Below are 20,916 nucleotides of genomic sequence, written 5' to 3' on the forward strand. Positions count from 1 at the left end.
CGCCGCTGTCCTGACGGGGGAACGAAGCTGTTCTACGCGACTGACCGACGGCGGCGGAAGAGCAGGCATGCACTGCCGCCAAGGACGAGGAGGGCACGGGATGGCTCGGGTACCACGGCTGCCTCAATCCTCAAAATGCCGGTGGTGAAGATCTCGGTGGTATCCCACGCGAGATCAGCGGACAGCGTGGGCAAGACGAAGTTGGCGCTGGTGGTTCCGGGCAGCGGGACGGTGAGTCCGCTCCATTCAAAGAGCTGCCACGCGTCACCGATGGCCCAGTCCGTCATCCCGCCGCGATCGGTGATCGCGATGGTGGTGTCTGCAGCAATGGCCACGCTGCCGGAGACCACGAGCATGTCTGCGTAACCGGTCATTCCGGTGGTGTCTCCCTCGCCGGCGCCGTCGAAGAGGTCGAGCGTGATGGTGGAACCGTCCGACAGACTGAGCTGGCCGCCGGTGCCAGTCATGATGGTGAGAATGCTGGCGGAAGACGAGGGCTTTCCAGGAAGGTCCAGGCCGACCTGCAGGGTGGCGCCCGTGAGTGTGACGCTGCGGTCATTCGCAGTCTGAATCATGCCGCGGCCACCGAAGACGGCATTCTTCGCGACGGTGACATTCCCACTGCCCGTTCCAGAGCCGAGGTCATTCGCCACCAGGAGAGTGCCTGCCTGCACGGAGGTGCCTCCGCTGTAGGTGCTGCCACCCGTGAGGGTCCAGCTTCCCACGCCGGTCTTTTCCACCTTGCTGGTGATGCTGGCATTCACATCCATGAAGCTCACGATTTCGTTGTCGCCAGCATTCGTGCCGCCCAAGCGCAGGACGCGCTGCACAGTATTAGAACCGGCCGCGGTGAAGGGAGAGGTGAATTTCACCGTGCCTGTGCCGTTGTTTTCCAGCACGGCGGTGACGGAGACTACATCACCGGGGATGTCTCCGTTGCTGACGTTAATCGGTCGGTCGGTGACGGAGTTGGTGTCGCCAATGTAGGCGAGGGTGGCAATCACGTTGAAGTTCTGTGAAGCGGTAGTGGCCGTGGCCATGTCGATGATATGCGAGGTGGAGGTGGCATCGCCCGTGCCCAGCGAGCTGGCCACGCCACGATTGGCGAGCTTGGTGACCTCAATGGTATTCTGCAGCAGGGTGGTCTTTCCCTTGAAGGTGTTTGAAGTGCCAAGCTGCAGGGTGCCCAGGGAGATGGTGAGGTTCAGGTTGTCCTCGTTGGTGCCGCTGCCGCCGATGAAGCCTTTGCGGAAGTCGTGCACGCCCGATACGTAGTGGAGGAAAGTGGAGTAGCTCGTGGAGGCGCCCACCAGGGAGTTTGCTGTGCCGCTGCCCTGGGTGAGGAGGCCACCGTATTGCGTGACCGAGTTTCCTCCAACATTGCCTAGGATGAGCTTGCCACTGGTGGAGCCGCTGCCGAGGATGAAATTCGTGCTGGCATACAGGTAGTAGCTGATGCTGGTGGCGGTGGTCCTCACGAGCTGGAGGGATCCATCCTGAATGCGGGTGTCCCCCGTGTAGTCTCCGGCGATGTAGCCGGTATCAAATTCCAGCACGAGCGTGCCTGCGCCTGCCTTGGTGAGGCCTGTGGTCGAGATGACGCCACCGGTGGTGGTGGTATTGAGGATGCGGCTGGAGATGGTGAGCGGCGCTGCGGTATTGTTCTGGAAGATGACGAGGTCCGTGGAGCCCACGGCCGCACGAATGCCTCCGCCACGAATGGCGGAGACATTGGCGCCCACGTTCGGGGTCACCAGAATGCCGCCTGTGGTTAGGACGACACTGGGGGGAGTGACCGGGTTCGTAAGAGGGGGAGTCGGCTGGGTGATGGTGGTGGCCTGGGCTTGATTAAACCGCAGGCTGCTGATGGTGCTGCTGGCCGAAAGTGCTGTATCCGTGATGCCGCTGGCGATGTCGGCATTTCCGCTCAGTGAAGTGGCGGTGCTGTTGGTGTATCCATTGATGGTGGAAAGTCCTACAATATTGCGCGAGCCTGAGACGGCGGTGGAGGTGGCGGCCCAGTCGCTGGCGCCCACGGTGGCATATGCCACGCCGCCGGTACCGGTGAGGATGGCATTGTCCGTGCCGGAGGTGGTCTTGATGGTGCCGATGGCAGGCAGGTCGAAGCGCGCGGTCCCACCCACGGTACGGGTGAAGGTGAGGAAAGATGTGTCCATGCTCCCAGAGCCGGTGGAGATGGCGGAGATGCGGGAGAAGCCGCTGCTCAAGGTCAGGGCGCCCAGTGCCTGGCTGCTGGCGCTGTTCGCCTTGCCGGTGAGTTTCAGGGCGCCACCACCGAGGGTCACCGAGCCTACCGTGGCGCTGATGGCTGCGCCGCTGTAGAGGATGTTCGAGGCAGGAGCGCCAGCGCCGTCGAAATTGAGGTGCAGCGTGCCATCGGTCACGGTGGTGACACCGACGGCGTTGCTCGCACCAATCAGGGTGAGGGTGCCGCCGCCTTCCTTGTTCAGGATGCCGCTGGTGGCAGTGATGGGGCCGCGCACTTCGAAATCACCACTCCCGGAGAAGGTGTATGCCGTGGCGCTGATCTGTGTGGTAAATCCTCCGGCGAGCACCAGGGTGCCGCTGTCTGAGGTGAAGCGTGTGGAGGACTGGAGACGCACTGAGGGGGTGATGGTATTCACCCCGCTCAGGTTTCGGATGGCGCCATCTGAAGCGATGCCGTGGCCGTTTGCCTGGATGGTCTCTCCCAAGGTGATGCCCCCGGAGAGATTCAGCGATGCGCCGGTCATGATCTTGGTCATGCTTGTGGCTCCGGTGGCACCGAGCGCATCCGAATGGCGTACTTCGAGCACGCCGCTGTTGATGATGGTGAGGCCCGTGTAGGAGTTCGCTGCGGTGAGCACCGTCTTGCCCGTGCCATTCACATTGAGGCTGACCAAGCCGGGACCGTTGTCCGCGATCATGGAGTGGATGGTCAGCACGCCGTCGCTGGACATGTTTGTCAGCGCCAGTTGGCCAGACGAGCCCCAGGCGTCGCCTGCTGTGAGCATGCTATACTGCCCCTGAGTGCCGACGCTCAGGCTGCGCGCTCCAGCAACGATCTGAATGCCGCCTTCCAACCCCACGCGCAGCGATTCGCCATCTACTCCCAGTTTCCTGTTGGAGACTGTATCGGTCATGGAAATGCTGGCCAGATCCGTGATGCCAAAAGCGCTCTCAAAGACCACGTCACCGCTCGATGCTCCAGAGACCCGGAGCTGTGAAGTGATGGTGGCGCCGGGGAGCGCGTGTGCTGCAACGCCGGTCTGATAATCCAGATCTCCATCGAACACTCCCACGACGCCATCCTTCAGCCCTGCCCAGCCGGCGGTCTTGCCGTCCGCGCTGCTGTAGGTGGCCCAGGTGCCCACCAGGCCTTCCGTGGCTCCGAACACACTGCCGGTAACCTTTCCTTCCACCGGTCCCTTGATGGCGAGCGCGCCATCCCCCGTGCGGCTGAGCTCACCGAGGTTCGCATTCATGGTGCCGCCGAATCCGGAGACAAGGGTGATGGCGGTGGCGCTCTGCTGCGCACTCGTGCTGCCGAAGGTCTGCGAGTTATCCTCGCCCGCGGCGCCGTGGAGCCTCAGCTCCGTGCGCGAGGCCAGGCCGCCGATGAGCTGCAGGGCGCCGGGCGTGACATTGTTATAGAGGATGTTGGTATCCGGAGCGGTGGCGGATGTGAAGTCTAGGATATTGACTCCGCCTTCGGTGCCACCGGACTCCGAGCTGCTGGTGATGGCCAAAGTACGTCCGAAGACGGTGGCCCCGGTGTAGTTGCTCGCGCCGGTGTAGGTCGTATTCAGCGGCGTTGTGGTATTGGTGGGTGAGTTCGCCGTGCGCTGAAAGCTGTAGCTGCCACCCGACTCCGTGATGCTGCCGGTGATGGTTGTGTTGAGCGTATTGATGTGCGTGTGGAAACGGGCATCTGCCTTCAGTGTGATGGTGCCGGAGAAGGTGGTGTTGGAGGCATCCACACGGACGGCGCCATAGTTCGAAGTGCCCACCCCGGCGATGGAAATGGGCACGGTATAGGTGCCGGTTCCGGTGGGATTGAAGATGGAGGTTGCCTGCACATCGATGCCGCTGAGGCTGCTGATAAAAGTGGGGCTTCCCACGCTGAGATAGATGCCGCTCGTGGCTCCGGGCGCGCTCTTCAGCGTGAGCGTGCCGGTGAGATTGGGATTCGCCACAGTAAGGCGGACAAAGGCGACGGTCGAGCCACCGGACTTCTGGATGGTGAGATTGCTGCCCTTGAGCTGCGAGCCGAAAGTGACCCACTGTCCTCCGGTACCTCCGCCGGAGGCGCCGTTGGCCACATTGATGACGCCACCGGTGCCGAGATTAATGGTGCCTCCCGTGAAGCTATAGGCGCTGGTGCCCAGCGGTGTGCCGAGTGCGGTGAAGTTCAAGCCCGCCGCGAGGACTTCACCGTCAACCGTGATCGCGCCACCATTTACGCTGGTGGTGGAGCCGAACTCCGCGATGGCCAGGCCGCTGTTGTCCCAGGCGGTGTACACGCCATCCTTCAGCCAGCGGAGATTGGTGGAGACGCTGCTGTTGGTGCTCCAGTTGCCAGGGCCGTTCTGGATGGTGCCCTGACTGGAGAGGTCACCGTCGAATTGATAGGTTTGGGCATCAGTGACTATAGGCAGCGCCAATAACGCGAGAATAAGGGCGAGGGCGGTTTTTTTCATGCGGGGGCGTTTTCACTCCCGCATCCAGGCCGTGGACTGCCAGGACCAGCTCGAGGCTGTTCTTCGACATGGGGGGCGGGGGTTTGCCCAGATACAAAGCAGGTGGCACGCCAGTGGGGAGCGCTGCGGGCCAGATCATCACAAGAGTACTAGATCTCGCATGGTTTCGAGCGAGGGCGAAGTCATGCGGTGATGCCAAAATTCGTGTCTGCTATTTGCAAGAATATGTATGTTCGCCCAGTGGATATATCGATATCATCGCGAAAATGTATATATCGTGCTGTCGACGAAATTCAGGGTGGGTGATTTTTGACTCAAGTTGCAATTGTCGAAGCGAAGAAATCCTCGTGCCGGGTGTCATGAACCTCTTGGGGTAGCATGCGATGTACATAGTACATTCGTCCTTTGGGGCGTCATCGCGATTGCGACGATGGGTTCCGAGAATGGGGGATTCTTCCTGCAATGCGCTGTGCGTGAGGTTTGAATTTGTTGACTGACACAGGCACGTCTCGTGACGCGTCCGACGTGGACCAGCCAGAAGTATTCGTGAACGGGCTCCACCTTGCGCGAAGCGCCTTGGAGAGCGTGTGCGAAGCACCGCTTTGGGAGGTGGACGATGCAGAATCCATTCACGCCTCAAGCGGAGGCCTCGCTTGTTGCGTCCATGCAATGCGAAACTACCCAGCGTGAGCGTGACTGTACGAAGCTCCGCACCCCAAAGCTTCCCACCAAAGCGGTGCTACGCACACGCACTCCAAAGCGCTTCGCGCAAGGTAGCCAACTCCCAAGGCGAAATCCCGCCGTCAAGAGGTGCTTAACTCACGAGACGTTTCAGGCTTGTTCCACCTCTGTGTTAACCTGGCGCACCTGCGCAACGCGGGATCAACGGATGACGGGGTCATACTACCAAGGTCCAATAGCCGACTCGGGGTCCTCCAATAGGTTGGGGCGGAAGCAGGCGAACAGCACACGCTGAGGCCCTGCCCACCCTTTCTTTTGCCCATGAAATACCGTTCCTTCTCAATTTCTCTACGTGGTTCCCGCGACCTCTGCCTCGTGGCAGCGCTGGCTTTGTTTCCTGCCTTCGATGTGGGTGCTGCCGAAATCGAACCCGCTGCCAGGGCGGTGGCCAAGGCTGCAGCGGCGAAACTCGGGGCCGCTCAAACCGTGAAAGTCACTGCGACACACAAACTGAGCCCGGGCTTTAAAGGGGGACCCAGGGTGGAGGATGGACCTGTGAACATTACCGTCAAACGCCCCAATCAATTCTACGCCATTCAGAAGGGCAGACTGGAGACCAGTGAGATCTCCTTTGATGGGAAGTCCATCTGTGTAATGCACCCGGAGGTGAAGCTGCACTCCCTGGAGCCGCTCAAAGCCGCTTCCGTCGAGCAGTTCTCGGATCGGCTGGATGAGCGCTTCGGATTCCGTCCACCCGTGGCCGAACTCCTTGCCAATGATCTGGAAGCGCAGCTCTTCGTGAATGCCACCTCTGCTAAGGTTGTCGGTCGTGAGTGGTGTGGATTTTCCCGATGCGAACGGCTGCGCATCGAGCAGGAGGGGATGACGGGTGACGTTTGGATTGGCGCGAAAGACAAACTGCCGCGCCGGTTGCTCCTGACTTTCACCGCCCTCGAAGGACATCCCACCTGGGATATCAAGCTGTCCAACTGGCAGCTTGGTTCGGCAGTGGATGAGTCCCTGTTCTCCAAGCGCCCCGCAGCCGATTCACAGCGTCTGAAAATGCTCAAGAGCCGCTGACTCGATGCGACATCCTTCCGAAATTTTTCCCTGCCATTCTCGAATGAAAACTCTCGTCCGTTTCCTGCTGCCGGCCGTGCTCCTTTGCTCTGCTGCAAACCTTCACGCCCTTCCGAGGCATCGTCCGGGCAATCCCCGGGGCGTCGCCGACCCTCGTGGTATCGCGGATCCTCGAGGCGTGCTGGACCCGCGTGGTATCGCGGATCCCAGAGGGGTCTTTGATCCGCGGGGACCGTTCGACCCGCGCAATCCTGCGCGCTACATGTATGGCCTGCCGACAGGGTATGCCATGCGCACCTTCGCGGGTGTGCGCTACTACTACTGTGCGGGTACCTACTACTATCCGTACATCATCAATGGGCAGACCGTGTACACCCGCTGCGTAATCAAGAATGGTGTGCCGGTCATGCCGCCGCGTCCTTATTGACGTACGGATTTCAAGCGGGGCAAGGGAGCGTTTCGCTTCTGCTCGTTTCAAACGCTGCTCCTGCGATGACATTCAAACCCTTTTCAAAGGTTGGATTCTGTCGTAGAGAAAAGGGAGGACTCACATGACCCGAGCACTTCGAGCCATCACTCTCTTTTCCCTGGTGTTCCTGCTGCCGCTTCTGGTGTGCCAGTGCCGCACCATCCATAGGTGCCTCAGTTTCTTTAAGGATCATACCAGCAAGGGGCACAGTATGCAGAGCGGAGGAGTATCTCCCACACGTGCGCTGACAGTGGAGGAGTTCATCGAGGCAAATGCGCATCGCAATCTGGACCCCGAATTGCTGAGGACCCGCTTTCGTGTAGCAGATGCTGACCGGGATGGACTTCTCACTCCCGAGGAGGTCGAGAGCCATCGTGCTCGAGCAGCGGAGAACAAGCGCAACGCGGCCCGTGGGTAGCACCACCTGCAGCAGGCGTCCGCCGGCGGGCTCCCGACCCCCCGGCGGACTTCTTTTGCTCACACACACATGACATCAAGCGATGGTCGCGTGGACCATCGCGAGTGCCGAGGACATGCTAGACGAAGGGACTGGATTGGGTAGTCGTGGATTTCCCCGAACAGGGGGTCAGGTGAGAGCGGTCCGATGAGATGTGCGGGGAACTATGGTTGCTGGGAGCAACCATGGGATCAAGCCCGCGCGAATGTGAGTGCATGAGCTATCCCGCACCATCAGTTTCGTCCCTGCCGGAAACCGCCTTTCCGAGCGCATCCCTACTTCGCCAACAAAATCAAAACGTGAACCAAAGTGAGCGCTCCGCGTCGCTCGCCCTGGGTACAGGTGTCTTGCTGGGCTCGATATTCGGACACGGTTTTGGACGGCTGATTGCGTTTGGCGCAGCGGCTGGCCTGATCTACCGTGGCATGACGGGTCATTGCCCTCTTTACGAAAAGCTGCAGGTGGACACGATGACCCCGGAGGAAAAACTGACGGGAAGCACCGCGGACTTCACGGGCGTGTAGCATCCACCTGCCGGAAGAATACATTGCGAGCAGCCCCTTGCGTGTCGGCACGACGGGGGCTTTTCCTTTTTTACCTCGCTCCCTTCAATGGGTTCTTCTTCGATTGTTTGGGCATGGGCAATGAATCCGGCTACGGAGTATCTCCCATGAGCTTCTGTGGACTCCACGCGGGCTGATCCGTCTGGCGTGCCGAGCGCAGTTCACGTTCGGCCTGGAACCAGAAGTCCAGGTCCCGCCCTTGAGGTGATCCTGCCGCCAGCCAGCGCTCCCGGGCATGTGTTGCGATGTCCGATTCACTCACGGTATCCTTCTGCCAGTCGTTTGGGGAAGTGTTCATAGGATGGGATGATCTTGCTTTGGTGCTTTGCCAGCATGGGGCTCATCAAGATGCTCTTCGCGGGGGCATGTTGGTCCTGGTGCTATTCACCAGCTTCTTCGTCTGCTTGCTGGCTTGCTCGTGCATGTTGGAGATTTCGCCCCTGTGGCACAGTCTGGATGGGTACGGACGGTGGTCTGCAAAATGAACTCAGGGGCCACGCTGATCCCGACATCAGCCTTGCCCCGGGTGCAGTGAGAAGTGTCTTGTGAGGCGATCCTGACAGGCAGGCACACACAAAACCTCGCCTGCTCGTGTGGCCAAGTAGCCTGCGTCTTAGTGACCATTCAACCCCCCAATACCCATACCCAAATCCATGAAAGCGAATGAGATCATGACGGCCGATGTGAAGGTGATTCGTCCGGGAACCAGCATCCAGTCTGCCGCCGAGGAGATGCGGAACTTGGGTGTGGGAGCCCTGCCCGTCTGCGATGGTGAGAAGCTGGTGGGCATGCTCACGGACCGGGATATCACCATCCGAGCCGTCGCTGAAGGCAGGGACCCGGGCAAGACCACCGCGAGTGACTGCATGAGCCCCCAAATGGTCTACTGCTTTGAGGACGATGATCTTGAGCGGGCGCAGCAGCTCATGAAGACGAACCAGGTGCGGAGGCTGCCCGTCATCAGCCGTGACAAGAAGCTGGTGGGAATCCTGGCCATCGGTGACCTGGCCACCAAAACGGAACGCCAGGAGCGGAAGGTGGGCGAGACGCTCCAGGAAATCTCAGAGCCGCCGGCGCGGTGATTTAAGCCAGGGCTGCTGCGGTCGTACTGGTCAGGCCACTCCGCTTTCCGTTTCCGCCTACCAAAACTTGTACCACGGCTTCTTGCCTTCCGCGATCGACGTTGGGGCTTCAGAACTCGACGGGGAAGCAGGATGCGGAGGCGCAGTCTTGCTACCCTCAAGGAAGCCGTAGACGGCAATATTGAACGCAGCCTCAACACCGACATCCTTGACGCATTCCTTTGCGATGAACGCCGTCGCAATCGCAGCTGCGTGCGCAGCTTCCTTGAGCGGAACTGCATTTTTCCGAGCGATCTCCATCGCCTCGTCTTGCAGCAGCGACAGCGATTGCAGCGTCGTAAGTTCGAGGCCTTCTCCGTATTTCTGATCCCAGCCAAGCTTTGCCGGATCGAGCTGCACTCCGAAGTGCTGCAGCATGGACCCAAAAATGCTTACGAGTTGAGGCCCTTGTTCGTTGGCCTCATGGGACAGGACAACATGCCCTGGCTGAATGCCATTGATGTTTAGATTGAAAGACCGAAGCAAAAGGCTGCCGGCCAATCGGGCCGAGCTCGCAATGGCGGTCTGGGGGTGTACTGCGCGGCCCGAGCCGAGTCTTTTTGCGATGAGGTCGACAAACTCGCCCGCGGTCTTGTGCTGCGCTTCGGATATCTGCATACGTTGGATAAATTCTATTTTGGTCTGTACCTTTGCAGTTCAAGCGTGCGCCCCGTTTCGTCTCCGCTCTGTGAGCTGCTTTTCCCTGGCTTTGGTGGCGAGCTTTTCGAGGGTGCGAACTTTTTCAGCCCGCGATCTCAGGGTCGAAGGGATCATGTGATTTTTCATCCACAGGGGATGACCGCTCTTTCCTTTCCAGTCACCCAATTGCAACCATGAAGCCGTGCCTCTGATGTTCTCATTTCGGGCAACGTACTCCTCTGCGGCAGCCAGGTGCAGGTCGAGCAACTCAATCTGTTCTTTGATTTTCCGCGCCTTATTCATGGGTGAACGCTGCACGCGTGACGTTTGGCATCAGAGGCGCTGTTCGGCAAGCCAATCAGCGTCCGCTCAATGGAGGGGTCAGGCATCTGGTTTCCAGGAGTGAACAATCTCTCCATTTTTTCTCAAGAATGCTGAGCGCAGCCGTCCCGCGCTGCAAAGCTGATCAAACAACGCATAGTAGGCCGGCTCCAACTGGGACCAATCGTCGAATTGTTTGAATGTGCCTTCGACGCCGTTGGACCAAAGATCGCCTTTGGGGTGGCCGGTGACCGGCTGATCTTCCCAATTGCCACCCATGTGACCGCGCCAGTCGGGGCCTTTGCTTGAGCTGAGAACTTTGGTTTGGTGGCCTTCGGGTGCAAATGCATGAAGTTCTCTCGACGCGTCTTCCACGTAAAGGCGACCGCAGTGCGGGCATTGGTAGCACGTCCGGACGAATGAAAACCAGGAATCCACTCTTTTGCCCGACTCGATCATATCTTCGAAATCTTCCCAATCCTGATCGGCGACCACATGCGCCTTGTAGGACAGGAAGTCGGAATTGTCAGGAATGACCGCGCCGCACTTGCATCGGATCTTCATCTCTGATGCCTAACACGGAGATCGTTTGCCGACATGAAAAAAACAACCCTTCCATAGCTCGCAAGTATGTGGGCGCTCTCCAGGTATTCTTCCATGCGACTGGAAGAACGTCAGGAGTGCCAGGTGTCTTGTCCCTTGGTGCTCACGACGCAAGGATCTGATTGTGCAGAGTGGATGTGCGCCGCCGCAGGATAAGCCAGTTCTATTTTTTGGCTGGCGTTGACGGCATCGGAACAATCGCAGGTCCGGCCACATCATTGCGCCGGCTGGTCAGACTTTGGAGCGGACGGGCTGTTTCTTTCCAGGTGTGTTGCAGATCCATGTAGCGCTCGTTGATCCACAACAACACGGGCGACATGCGCTCCTGGATGGGTGGTTCCCAAATGTATCTTAGCCATATCTCCCGCCCGCCGAGTGTCGCGGCCGGAAATTCACTGATGTTCGATTCCCAAAAAACCTCACGCCGCGTTTCACCGGGTGCCAGGGTGAAGGATTCTTTTTGCTCGTAGGAATTCGTGGTAAACAGCGGTCCCCGGGGGCCCATGCCGCCGTCCGGGTACAGGTCTATCCACATGAGGCCGTGAACGACCACGGGAAAGCGGGATTCGTTTTTGATCTCGTAGTGGAGGCAGTGCCTCCAATCTTTCTCTGGGTCCTCAGGGGTTACGAGTTCGACGGAGCGGAGGCTCAAGGGATTCTGCACCATCCATTGGGCGGCGATGTAGAAGACCAGCCCCGTGATGACGAGGGCCACTCCCAGGAGCAAGAGTCGGCGGATGTGGCGGCGCATTCAGAAGACTCTGCCGAATGGTGGCTGTAACACCTTCATCCTCAGTAGCGAGTGGCGGAGGGAGAGGGATTCGAACCCCCGGATACTTGCGCATCAACGGTTTTCAAGAACGTTGTGTATGTCGCAAAATCAAGGGAAAGTGCGGTGTGGTGCAGATTTGGTGCATCTTTTTTCTTGTAAAGATGGAGAGAACTGGGCACATCTAGGGAAATCATGGCCGTTGGAAAAGTCACTCTCTCTCCCTACAAAGTAACCGGACGCCCTCAAAAATGGCAGGTGGCTTGGCCGAATCCCGAGCCCGGCAAGCCCCGACTTCGGAAAAGGTTCATCAGCAAGACAGATGCCAAACAGTTCAAATCGGAAAAGGACGTCGAGATCCTCAACGATGGGAGGGAAGTAGCTGGATTGCCTGATTCGTGGACTCGGGATGCGGCATGGGCACGGAAGCAATTGGAGCACGCGGGCGTCACACTTCGCCATGTGGTTGAGGATTACTTACATCGCCATCGCGTGGCACAGAGGAGTACTGGCCTAAAGGATGCGGTGGAAGATTACCTAGAAGCTCGCGAGAATGACGGACTAGCAGCGCGTTCGCTTGGTGACGCCCGCGCCCGCTTACGGCGCTTCTATGGCGATATGCCCACGGATGCAAAGGTGAGTGATGTGCAGAAACGGGACATGGAAGATTGGCTTGCCGGGCTGAAGGTGGCGGCACAGACCAAGCGGAACTTCCAGCGTGTACTTCACACGTTCTTCCAGTGGGCAGAGGGTAGGGGATACTGCCAAGAAAATCCCGCCGCGTTGAAGCGAGCCACAACTAAAAAAGCAAAGACGGCTGTCCGTCCGGTTCAAATTTTCACCCCAGGTGAACTGCGCACGGTTCTGGAGAACTGCCCCCGGGAAATTCTTGCCTTCCATGTTCTAGGGGCGTTTTGCGGTATCCGAAGCGCCGAGCTTGAACGCTTGGATTGGGCAGATGTAGATCTTAAGCGTGGGCAGGTGGCTGTTTCGCCCGAACAAAGCAAGACTGCTTCCCGGCGATTTGTGCCCGTGCCAGAAGCCGCACGGCAATGGCTCGCAGCAGTCGCAGAGCAAAGTGGTCCCGTCACACCGCACAATGCCGTCATGTGGCTTTGTAGGCAATTCCATCGGGACCTCGTGAAGCATCATAACCTGGAATGGAAGGACAACGGGTTGCGGCACTCTTTCGCTTCTTATTCCCTCGCCATGCATGAGGATGCGCCCCGTGTGTCCCTGTGGCTTGGGCAAATGTCGCCTAGCGTAGTCTTTCGCCATTACAGGGAGCGAGCTACTAAAGAGGATGCGGAGGCTTACTTTGCAGTAGTTCCCGCAAACGAGCCCGGCAACGTGGTTGCCTTTAGCGAGCGAGCGGCGTAGGCGCGCCGTCGCGCCCTTGGACCATTTGTACTCATTTTTCGTTAGTTTGCACATACCCCGATGTGCAAGTTGGCACCATGAGGAAAACCGTGCCTGATGCTGCAAAGATAGAGCCGTATCTAAACATTCGCCAGATTGCCGAACATTTCTGCATCGCGGAGAAGACCGCCTATCGCTGGTCAGAGGATGGCACACTGCCCCACTACAAGCTCAATGCTCGCGTTCTCCGCTTTAAGTTGAGCGAATGCGAAGCGGCAATGCAAAAGCGCCGTGTCATGTCGGTAAGCGAAGCTCGCGCAGCTTAAGCCAGTGATCTGTTTAGCGGGCTCATTGACGCGTCATTGTATCATAATCTACTACACCAACACGTTGCTATGTCCTACCTCATCACTCAATCGGCAGTCGCACGAGCCCTCCAAACGACACCTTACACCGTTAGGAAGCTTGTGGATCAAGGTCACATTCCCGCAGTGCGGATGTCCTCCAATCGCTTCAGATTCGATCCTTTGTCAGTGGCCCTAGCCCTGGACTACCTCCCAACCCTGGAGGGCTCCAAATCAGACACGCTATCCCGCCGGGATCCAGTCGCAGTGCTGGGAGCCTCTCACCGATTGATGCATGGCAGGCGGTGAGGTTGACGATCTGCCACTAGTGACCACTAGAGACAATTAGCGACCATCAGTTACCATTAGTTACCACATGAGTTACGAAACACATTCGCCGCAGAAATTGCTCACGCGGTGCGAGGTAAGCGCACTACTTAGAATGTCGTCCCGCGCGGTTGCTCGCCTCGCTGCACGAGGAAGCCTCTCTGAAGTCAGGGTTTCACCGCGCAAGGTGTTCTACCGCGCCGCAGACGTTCTCACGGTGATGGGCGAGACGCCAGAGCACCCATCCCCACCGAAGCGCACGAAGCACGAGCGGGATCTTGAATGGGAGTTTGCGGATCATCCCTACCCGATTCGAGACGTCACCCCCACCTGACACAAGAAAGCCGCGCCCTGGTAATCCCTACCGTGAGCGCGGCTCTCAAACCAACCGTACGATGCAAACAACGCGTCAACTTCCCGCAAAGATTCTTGACCTACTGAGGAACGCACCGAAGGCGAGCGGCGGAGTGCATAGCTACCTCTACCGAGTGGCCGCATTTCTCAAGCCGTGGTGCAGCGAGGATGAATCATTCCAACTTTTAAAGCAGGCGACGGCGAACTGTGGTAGGCGAGTACCTGATCGCGAGATCTGGCAAGCCGTCCGAAACTCCAAGAACGATTGGAAGCCGGGACACACCGGCAACCTCTCGCTCCCAAAGCTGACTCCATTGGAAATCGAGTTGGCAAGCTGGCCGCGTCGTGACTACGAGGCCATCGAGCGCATCGCCGCCGATGGATTCTCACGCGCCGATCTGTGGGAGCACTCCCCTGTGAGGCTTGAGGACGAGACGACAGACGCGGAAAGCATGATCGAAGCTCTGTTTCCTGGTGATCCTCTTATTTGCGTGGGACGGAAAGTACATGCAGCGCGCACCGCTCACCGTTCCACTTTCCGGGGGCGGTTTGGTGCCTTGAGTTATGTGGTACCGAGCGCGATGTCCAAACCCATTGGCAAGACTCAGGATGGGCAAGATTCGGCTCGCTCGCTTCAGAACTGCGGCCCTCGGCAATGGCACGTTCTGGAATGTGATTTCAAACAGGAAGGGGAAATCGGGCGTATCTTAGAAACCCACTCGCTCACGGTGCAGGATCTTTGCGCCGCAGTTCTGTGGCACCTTGCCCACGAGCGCCCCATGGTGTGTGCGGTACATTCCGGCGGGAAAAGCATTCACGGTTGGTATCCCGCTCACGGCGTCACAGAGGCACGCACACGAGCTTTTCACCGGCTGGCAGTGTCGCTCGGATGCGACCCCATCACACACAACCCCGTGCAATGGGTGCGCCTCCCTGGGGGCACACGGTACCCCTCCAAGGTTCGCCAGTCCGTACAGTACTTCAATCCTGCAGCATTACCCGATAGTGGATAAACCCTGCGCGACGCATCCACCCACACAAGACTCACATCCCACCTTACGACACTTCCCGCACAACATGCCCAGTTATATCTCAGCACCAGATCGAGAACCTCTCCCACCAATTCGCGCTCGGACACCCCTTAAGCGAAAGCCCCGTGCAAACGATGCCGCCACGGATGCCAACGCAAGTTTCGCGGAGGATGCCTGCCCGATAACTCCCACAACCCCGATAACTCCGGGAATGCAGGAAGTAGCTCCAGCCAACCCCGACGAATTCCCAATTCACTGCCTGCCACCACTCCTGCGCGACATTGCAGAAGAAGTAAGCAAGGCGAGCCTGGTGCCTGTAGATCTTACTGCTTCCGTTGCCCTGGCCACGGCGTCTGCGGCATTGGGGGCTGGACTAGCCGTCGATACTTCAGGGCACAACTCGTCACGCGGAAAGATTCTGAGAGGCAACATTTTCCTCATCGGCATTGCAGCAAGCGGAACAGGCAAGGGGCTGGCATTCGATGCAATCACCGGGCCTTACTTTCGTCTTGAACAAGAGGTAATCGAATCTTGGGAGTCTAGCCAACTCCCGGAGGTCAAAGGGCAGATTAGCCTTCTTACTGCGGAGAAGGAGCGCGAGATGAAGGCGGCGGGCGGCAAGGAGCGCTCACAGCCAGCGCGCGACGAGGCAATTAGAAAAATGACCGCGATTGAGCGGGACTTGGAAGCCATGAAAAAGCTGCTGAACCCTCCACGGCTAGTGCTCGGTGACACTACACAGGAGGCGGCCATCTTGTACCAGAGCCTTGCACCTCATGAGGCGATTGCGAGCCTGAGCGGTGAAGCGCGAAGCATTGTGGACATCCTCATGGGACGCTATGGCAAAGGCGGGAACACGGATGAGCAGTTCTACCTTCAGGGCTTTTCGGGTGATCCTGTGAGGGTGACGCGCATGGGGAGAGAATCTCAGGGACTCAAAAGGCCATGCCTTAGTTTGCTCTGGCTTCTTCAGCCCGACAAAGCGAAAAGCATCTTCTCCACGCCTGCCCTTGTCGAGAGCGGTTTCGCGCCGCGTTGCCTCTGGCTTAATTGCCGCGCTGAGGCGCAAATGATTCCTCTTTTCCCCTATCTCGCAAAAGTAGAGACGCTGGACAGTTGGGAAGAGTTGCTAAGGGATCTTCATGAGGAGTTTCGCGCCTCCACCGAGCCAAACAGATTGATCCATGTGTCACGCGAAGTGTGGGATGCGTTTCGGGTTTACCATGACTCATATGTGCCCCGTCGCAGGGGTGGAGGGGATTTGCATGACATTGCCAGCTTCGCAGCTCGCTGGCACGAGATCGCTTGGCGAGTGGCAATTGTCCTCCACGCCGGGAAGCACGGGGTTCGCGCTGCGGATGTACCAATGAGCCTAGACACCGCACAAAAAGCAATTGAGCTCGTGGATTGGTTCGCGGGCCAACTCCTGCCAATGCTCACAGAAGGGCGCGAGGTTCGTCAGGCAGAATTCCTCTCCAAGCTCCATGCCACGTTAGAGCGAAGGCCAGCCGGTACGCCCATCCACATTCTTGAGAAGAACCACGGATACCCTCGGGAACAGATCCGGGCGCTCGCGAAGGACCCGGCCAACAAGGTAGAGATCACCGAGCATCAGAATCGCAACGGAGGGCCACGCGCAACTCTCGTGAAGAGCTTGGCGGCATAGATTGGGGAACCCGCAGAGGGGTAGAGCCGCCTCTGCGGGACGTGTTACTTTTTGGTTTTGTAGCTCGTACGGGGATGCCGCTTAGCTACGCTGGGGCGAATGTAGCGCCCGGTAATTGCAGACTTGAATTTTGCCATGCTTACCTCCTTTCTGCGAGCATCATACCGCAATCCGCACGCTGATCAAGTGAACAGCAAATGTTTCACAAAGTCGAAAGAAGAGGGTAGGGGTATCTTCTCAAACCTGAGAAGGAATCTCTTTTTTGAGAGGGAAAGCGGCGCGGCCCTCGGGTCAAGTGCTCAATTTTTGTGAGCGAGTTTTTCGCCAACCTTACATTCTCAAACCTGAGGGGCGGACAGCCCTATTTCCCTTCTGTCAGCCAAACAAAACGCCCGCACTGGAAGGGCGTCAAAAAGTGTCAATCGACGGGCTGACACCGCCCAATATGGACACTCCAGCACCCACTTTACACAAATGAGCAACATTCCCGAATTCATGAACATCTACGACTCTCGCCGCCTTTGCAAAAGAGGCTACGCGGTGCGCCGCGCGGCGTGGGTCGAGGACGTGGCAGCACCCGTGCCATACACGACCGGAAAGCGGGTCACACAATGGATCACCTATGGGGGCGGCGAGCTCTTTTACATGCGCAAGACAGACGGCAGCCCGCCGCATGTCATCAAGGCGAGCGAACTAGGCAAGGCAGACTTTCTCGCTCAGGACTGGACGATCCGCGATGAGAACTGGCAAGAGCAGCCCGCTCCCGGTCCCCAGCCTGAGCCCCCGCAAGACGGAGCACCCGTTCATCCCCCTCTTCCCGTACCTCGCCCCGTCGTGCCTGGCAGTGGCGGTGACAGTGATTCGGGGGCCGGTGGCGGCGGTGGAGGAGCCGGTGGCGGCGGGGGCGGTGGTGGTGGTGGTGGTGGATCCGGCGGTGGCACGAGCGGCGGTGGTGGCCCTGCTCCCGCTCCCCCTGGGCCGCCTAATCCGCCACCTCCGCGCCCCGCGCCCGGCGGGTCGGCTTCGTTGAGTCTCACGCTTACACGCGCATCTGATGATTCCTGCATTCCACCGGAAAACACAGCACCAACCAACACGAATTACTTCGGCTCGGTGGAGTTGAGCGGCGGGAAGCCTAGTGATACTTGGTTTGTAACGGTGTACGCGGCAGGGATCGTTTATAGAGGCACCCTTGCGAGTGGTGGGCCTGCCGGTACGTTCTTCTTTGGAATTGGGCCTTTGCCGCCCGGCGCTACAGTTCCCGTGAAGGCTATCGCCTATCTCCCAAATAGGCCGGGAGTCAGCGCAGAGGATAGGAAGACGGCGAGCATCCCATCGCATTGCCCGGAATGTCCCGCAGGTCAGCATTGGGATGAAGGAACGGCAACGTGTGTACTAGACGATCCTGAGCCGGTTTACGGTTGCACGACCGAGGGAGCATTGAATTTCAACCCCGCCGCCACTTGGGACGACGGCTCATGCATCTTCTCATGTCCAGAGGGGAAATATTGGGATGCTGGAACGGGATCGTGCGTGCCTCACTCCTGCCCGGAGGGTACGCATTGGGATGAGGGTGCGGGGATGTGTGTACCAAACGAGCCGGAGCCGTGAACGATGGTTCTTGTACGTATCGCCTCTGAGTAACGAATGAGGCTTGACGCCTTCATAGTGATGGCACACATCCATCATCATGAAGGCAAAACTTTTGCTCCTCGTGCTTGTGCGCGCATTCGGCACCCTGGCATCCCTCGCCGCAGAGCCCGCCCCTGCGCGTTTCGAGTCGCTCAAGACGACGGACGGCAAAGAGTACCGGGATGTAGTAGTGCTCCGGGCGCTGCCTCTCTCCATCGAGGTAAAGCATGCTGGTGGCGAGGCTACCATGATCCCATTGCGTCTTTGCCCTCCAGAGGTACAAACGGCCTTTGGCTATGATCCGGCAGCACAGGCTCATGCCAAAGCAGAGGGCGCACGGGCAGCGATCAATGTCCAGAGAAAACAAGTCTCGCGAGAACGCGCGCGACAAATGGGGAGACAAATGGAGGCACAAAAGAAGGCGCAGGAGAAGGCGGCAGAAGATGCCAAAGAGGCGGACAAGATTTACTTTCTTGCGGAGGTGGCGGAGGTCCTGGAGAAAGGTGTAGTGCTCAAAGAGGTCGAATACGCGAAGGCAGGCGAAAAGCCCGTGGCAATGGATCCCGAGGCGCTTATCTACCTTGAGTGCCAGTACATGGGCGAGCTTGGACGCCCGTACTACAAGCGGGGAGAAGTGCACCGCCTCAGCGGATGGCCCAATGGTCAATTCACGTACACCAACAAGAAGAAGGCGCAGTCCTTCATCCCCGCCTACGTCTGGCACTGGAGTCCCGAGCACCGCGCGACAATGGCTGAAGTGGATCGGCAGATGCGGGGGCGTTAGGTGCTTCCTGGGGCTGAGCTACAGATTTCTTGCGCGCCCTACGCCGCCCCCGACTGGGGACAGTTCCGATCCGGTTTACATCGATCGGCAGATTCAGCCGTATGGCGTTATCCCTCGCGAGTCGGTAAAATTCATCTAGGGGAATTATGAGGGTAAAACCTTCACTCATGGGAGTTAGCGGGGTTAAAGGAGTTATCGGGGCGGGTGGAAACCCCGAGCGGGGCACCCGGCTTCTCTGAATCGCTCACGTTTGGCCGCCTCGTACGAGCGCGCTTTCGGCTGCCCGCCTGCTTAGCCTTTGTGTCTGCGCAAGCTTCAGGGGCAAGCCTCAAGTTGAGGCGCTTTGCGTTTTCCCTCATAAGTTCATTAAACTCATCGAGGGGGATTGTTATGTGAAACCCGCTCATGCCCGCGTGCGCGTCCGGGGGTTTCTAGATGGGATGTGCCGTGCGTTTCGCGCGACGGTTCCCGCCAAAAGGCTAGTAACAACAATGCCAAGGCTCGTTGCTGGCATCTTGAAGTGGCGCATTTGCGCGCGCACTTTACGAAGCGTTGCAGTGTTAATGTCGAGAGTTACGGGCGTGGTACCTGGTGATTGATACATTGAGTGGTGTGTTGGGAGTGTGCGGCATTGTGCCGTGCCGCGCTCATCTGGCGAGCGGCAGAATCTTTGCAACCGAAAAGTGTATCCATTTATAGGTGTACGTATCATGTGCGTATATGGTGTCCTATACCTGCGATCTTCATGCAAATTGCGACATTGGCAACGAGGCGGACTCGTGGTAGAGTTTCCCGTGGCAAGGTACCTTTTGATCATTGAGAACGCGGGCGACAATCTGAGCGCATACTTTCCAGACGTTCCCGGATGTGTGACGGTTGGCGATACCGTGGAAGAGGTGCGCCGCCATGCACACGAGGCTCTCACCGGACATCTTGAAGATGAGCCCGAACTACCGAATGAGCGCGGACTACGTGAGCTCCTTGAAGCTGGTGAGGTGGACGAAGCCGGGGCAGAGGCGATTACCTGGGTGCAGTACGTACGCTGATCATTCCATGGATCCCGACATCTCGGACCTCACCCGCGCCCTGGACATTGCGGACGGCTACCTAACGCTTCGCATGTGGGAGCACGCATGGAACACGATTGAGGACGCGCCATCCCATTGGAAGAATCACCCCGACGCTCTTCGCCGCCGCATCGATGCTCTTACTGGTCTGGAGGAATGGGGAAAAGCGCATGCGTTGGCCTACGACGTCGTTTCCATCTTCCCCATGCGCGCGGACCTCTGGCAGCGCTTAGCGCGCCTACAGGCTCGGGAAGGCGATTTCAGAGGGGCGCGGGAATCAGTGGCGAAGTGCATCGAGCTTCGCGACGACATGCGAGTGGAAATTGCCCATGATGACATGCTGGCGGGTATTTGGTGATTCCGCACCCTGCCCCAGCAACTACCCCCGCTGCGGGCGTCGTTGCGGAGACTTGGCCTCCAGAGCGCGCGTCAGTACAACGTGACAAATTCCAAGACATGAAACTGCCACGCCTGGTTGCTCTTTCACCACGGCAGTAGCAGCTAGGGCAAAGAGGGCCGTAGCCGCGCTCGTGGGTAGCCAATCGACCACTCGCCTAGCCTTGTTTCGGGGGCGCTTTGCGGGCGGTTTCCCCCCCCCTTTCCGCGATTCATAGGTGAACTTAATGTCCAGTCTGCTCATATTACTTCCGGGGCGAGTTGGAGGTCGTTCCCCTTGACGGAAGCAGCATCCCAGAGAGATACTTAAGAGCTTACCCAAGCGCTCAAGTCTCCGCTCCCGCCAAAGGGTTCGATGCCTTGAATTCCGGTCACCGCTTTTCTGATCTCCTGGTACGAGTTCAGTGGGGCGGTGGCCTTTTTACGTCGGCACGGTGACAGTGTGGCGTTAACGGGGGCGACTGCAATATTTCACGCTTAAAATGCCAGTCCGCCCTACTGAGTTTTTCGCCCAGTTGCAAATCTGACGCTCCGCGCGCATGCCCCATCTTTT

19 protein-coding genes are annotated in these 20,916 nt (G+C 58.5%); 14 read left to right on the forward strand and 5 right to left on the reverse strand.

Annotated elements, in window-relative coordinates; all coding sequences use genetic code 11:
• Positions 1–32: 32 nt before the first annotated feature.
• Positions 33–4,700 (reverse strand): autotransporter-associated beta strand repeat-containing protein, encoded by a 4,668-nt coding sequence (locus G5S37_RS08880; RefSeq protein WP_165202836.1) that lies wholly within the window; start codon positions 4,698–4,700, stop codon positions 33–35.
• A gap of 1,002 nt (positions 4,701–5,702) precedes the next feature.
• Here G5S37_RS08880 and G5S37_RS08885 point away from each other — a divergent pair.
• The 4 genes from G5S37_RS08885 to G5S37_RS08900 all read left to right on the forward strand — a co-directional run bounded on the left by G5S37_RS08885 (position 5,703) and on the right by G5S37_RS08900 (position 7,911).
• Entirely contained in the window at positions 5,703–6,461 is a 759-nt protein-coding gene (locus G5S37_RS08885) for a DUF2092 domain-containing protein (RefSeq protein ID WP_165202838.1), read from the forward strand.
• A gap of 43 nt (positions 6,462–6,504) precedes the next feature.
• Positions 6,505–6,888 carry a hypothetical protein gene (locus G5S37_RS08890; RefSeq protein WP_165202840.1) on the forward strand — a complete coding sequence of 128 codons (384 nt, stop codon included), beginning with the start codon at positions 6,505–6,507 and terminating at the stop codon, positions 6,886–6,888.
• 124 nt (positions 6,889–7,012) lie between these two features.
• Complete coding sequence (locus G5S37_RS08895; RefSeq protein ID WP_165202842.1) at positions 7,013–7,348, forward strand: hypothetical protein; 336 nt, start codon at positions 7,013–7,015, stop codon at positions 7,346–7,348.
• A gap of 254 nt (positions 7,349–7,602) precedes the next feature.
• Positions 7,603–7,911 (forward strand): DUF2892 domain-containing protein, encoded by a 309-nt coding sequence (locus G5S37_RS08900; protein WP_165202844.1) that lies wholly within the window; start codon positions 7,603–7,605, stop codon positions 7,909–7,911.
• 130 nt (positions 7,912–8,041) lie between these two features.
• Here G5S37_RS08900 and G5S37_RS08905 read toward each other — a convergent pair whose 3' ends face one another.
• Complete coding sequence (locus G5S37_RS08905; protein WP_165202846.1) at positions 8,042–8,248, reverse strand: DUF2934 domain-containing protein; 207 nt, start codon at positions 8,246–8,248, stop codon at positions 8,042–8,044.
• Between the two features lie 355 nt (positions 8,249–8,603).
• Here G5S37_RS08905 and G5S37_RS08910 point away from each other — a divergent pair, with 355 nt between their 5' ends.
• Entirely contained in the window at positions 8,604–9,032 is a 429-nt protein-coding gene (locus G5S37_RS08910) for a CBS domain-containing protein (RefSeq protein ID WP_165202848.1), read from the forward strand.
• Positions 9,033–9,089: 57 nt separating this feature from the next.
• On the opposite strand, the gene G5S37_RS08915 is transcribed toward G5S37_RS08910, so the two are convergent.
• The 3 genes from G5S37_RS08915 to G5S37_RS08925 form a co-directional block, all read right to left on the reverse strand.
• Entirely contained in the window at positions 9,090–9,689 is a 600-nt protein-coding gene (locus G5S37_RS08915; protein ID WP_165202850.1) for a hypothetical protein, read from the reverse strand.
• 402 nt (positions 9,690–10,091) lie between these two features.
• Positions 10,092–10,595, reverse strand: coding sequence for a hypothetical protein (locus G5S37_RS08920; protein WP_165202852.1), 504 nt, complete (start codon positions 10,593–10,595; stop codon positions 10,092–10,094).
• 202 nt (positions 10,596–10,797) lie between these two features.
• Entirely contained in the window at positions 10,798–11,385 is a 588-nt protein-coding gene (locus tag G5S37_RS08925; protein WP_165202854.1) for a hypothetical protein, read from the reverse strand.
• 213 nt (positions 11,386–11,598) lie between these two features.
• Here G5S37_RS08925 and G5S37_RS08930 point away from each other — a divergent pair, with 213 nt between their 5' ends.
• The 9 genes from G5S37_RS08930 (at position 11,599) to G5S37_RS08970 (ending at position 20,325) form a co-directional block, all read left to right on the forward strand.
• On the forward strand, positions 11,599–12,783 hold the full coding sequence (locus G5S37_RS08930; protein ID WP_165202856.1) for a tyrosine-type recombinase/integrase: 1,185 nt from the start codon (positions 11,599–11,601) through the stop codon (positions 12,781–12,783).
• Between the two features lie 77 nt (positions 12,784–12,860).
• Positions 12,861–13,088, forward strand: a complete 228-nt coding sequence (locus G5S37_RS08935; protein WP_165202858.1) for a helix-turn-helix domain-containing protein — start codon at positions 12,861–12,863, stop codon at positions 13,086–13,088.
• A 460-nt stretch (positions 13,089–13,548) separates the two neighbouring features.
• Positions 13,549–13,767, forward strand: coding sequence for a hypothetical protein (locus G5S37_RS08940; protein ID WP_165202860.1), 219 nt, complete (start codon positions 13,549–13,551; stop codon positions 13,765–13,767).
• A gap of 133 nt (positions 13,768–13,900) precedes the next feature.
• Positions 13,901–14,800 (forward strand): hypothetical protein, encoded by a 900-nt coding sequence (locus tag G5S37_RS08945; protein ID WP_165202862.1) that lies wholly within the window; start codon positions 13,901–13,903, stop codon positions 14,798–14,800.
• A 229-nt stretch (positions 14,801–15,029) separates the two neighbouring features.
• Positions 15,030–16,484, forward strand: a complete 1,455-nt coding sequence (locus tag G5S37_RS08950) for a DUF3987 domain-containing protein (RefSeq protein WP_165202864.1) — start codon at positions 15,030–15,032, stop codon at positions 16,482–16,484.
• A gap of 495 nt (positions 16,485–16,979) precedes the next feature.
• Positions 16,980–18,095: a hypothetical protein gene (locus G5S37_RS08955; RefSeq protein WP_165199464.1), complete on the forward strand. Its 1,116-nt coding sequence runs from the start codon at positions 16,980–16,982 to the stop codon at positions 18,093–18,095.
• Positions 18,096–18,174: 79 nt separating this feature from the next.
• Positions 18,175–18,900, forward strand: a complete 726-nt coding sequence (locus G5S37_RS08960) for a hypothetical protein (RefSeq protein ID WP_165202866.1) — start codon at positions 18,175–18,177, stop codon at positions 18,898–18,900.
• 794 nt (positions 18,901–19,694) lie between these two features.
• Positions 19,695–19,946 carry a type II toxin-antitoxin system HicB family antitoxin gene (locus G5S37_RS08965; protein WP_206026367.1) on the forward strand — a complete coding sequence of 84 codons (252 nt, stop codon included), beginning with the start codon at positions 19,695–19,697 and terminating at the stop codon, positions 19,944–19,946.
• Positions 19,947–19,953: 7 nt separating this feature from the next.
• Entirely contained in the window at positions 19,954–20,325 is a 372-nt protein-coding gene (locus G5S37_RS08970) for a hypothetical protein (protein ID WP_165202870.1), read from the forward strand.
• Positions 20,326–20,916: the final 591 nt, after the last annotated feature.

This window comes from Roseimicrobium sp. ORNL1, from assembly GCF_011044495.1.
In the GTDB taxonomy this organism is placed as follows: domain Bacteria; phylum Verrucomicrobiota; class Verrucomicrobiia; order Verrucomicrobiales; family Verrucomicrobiaceae; genus Roseimicrobium.

Excerpts from the sequence above, each read along its gene's own strand:
- G5S37_RS08930 (WP_165202856.1), top strand. The coding sequence starts at position 11,599 with ATGGCCGTTGGAAAAGTCACTCTCTCTCCCTACAAAGTAACCGGACGC.
- G5S37_RS08895 (WP_165202842.1), top strand. The coding sequence starts at position 7,013 with ATGACCCGAGCACTTCGAGCCATCACTCTCTTTTCCCTGGTGTTCCTG.
- G5S37_RS08935 (WP_165202858.1), top strand. The coding sequence starts at position 12,861 with ATGAGGAAAACCGTGCCTGATGCTGCAAAGATAGAGCCGTATCTAAAC.
- G5S37_RS08925 (WP_165202854.1), bottom strand. The coding sequence starts at position 11,385 with ATGCGCCGCCACATCCGCCGACTCTTGCTCCTGGGAGTGGCCCTCGTC.
- G5S37_RS08970 (WP_165202870.1), top strand. The coding sequence starts at position 19,954 with ATGGATCCCGACATCTCGGACCTCACCCGCGCCCTGGACATTGCGGAC.
- G5S37_RS08915 (WP_165202850.1), bottom strand. The coding sequence starts at position 9,689 with ATGCAGATATCCGAAGCGCAGCACAAGACCGCGGGCGAGTTTGTCGAC.
- G5S37_RS08955 (WP_165199464.1), top strand. The coding sequence starts at position 16,980 with ATGAACATCTACGACTCTCGCCGCCTTTGCAAAAGAGGCTACGCGGTG.
- G5S37_RS08890 (WP_165202840.1), top strand. The coding sequence starts at position 6,505 with ATGAAAACTCTCGTCCGTTTCCTGCTGCCGGCCGTGCTCCTTTGCTCT.
- G5S37_RS08900 (WP_165202844.1), top strand. The coding sequence starts at position 7,603 with ATGAGCTATCCCGCACCATCAGTTTCGTCCCTGCCGGAAACCGCCTTT.
- G5S37_RS08940 (WP_165202860.1), top strand. The coding sequence starts at position 13,549 with ATGTCGTCCCGCGCGGTTGCTCGCCTCGCTGCACGAGGAAGCCTCTCT.
- G5S37_RS08880 (WP_165202836.1), bottom strand. The coding sequence starts at position 4,700 with ATGAAAAAAACCGCCCTCGCCCTTATTCTCGCGTTATTGGCGCTGCCT.
- G5S37_RS08910 (WP_165202848.1), top strand. The coding sequence starts at position 8,604 with ATGAAAGCGAATGAGATCATGACGGCCGATGTGAAGGTGATTCGTCCG.
- G5S37_RS08950 (WP_165202864.1), top strand. The coding sequence starts at position 15,030 with ATGCAGGAAGTAGCTCCAGCCAACCCCGACGAATTCCCAATTCACTGC.
- G5S37_RS08960 (WP_165202866.1), top strand. The coding sequence starts at position 18,175 with ATGAAGGCAAAACTTTTGCTCCTCGTGCTTGTGCGCGCATTCGGCACC.
- G5S37_RS08885 (WP_165202838.1), top strand. The coding sequence starts at position 5,703 with ATGAAATACCGTTCCTTCTCAATTTCTCTACGTGGTTCCCGCGACCTC.
- G5S37_RS08920 (WP_165202852.1), bottom strand. The coding sequence starts at position 10,595 with ATGAAGATCCGATGCAAGTGCGGCGCGGTCATTCCTGACAATTCCGAC.
- G5S37_RS08905 (WP_165202846.1), bottom strand. The coding sequence starts at position 8,248 with ATGAACACTTCCCCAAACGACTGGCAGAAGGATACCGTGAGTGAATCG.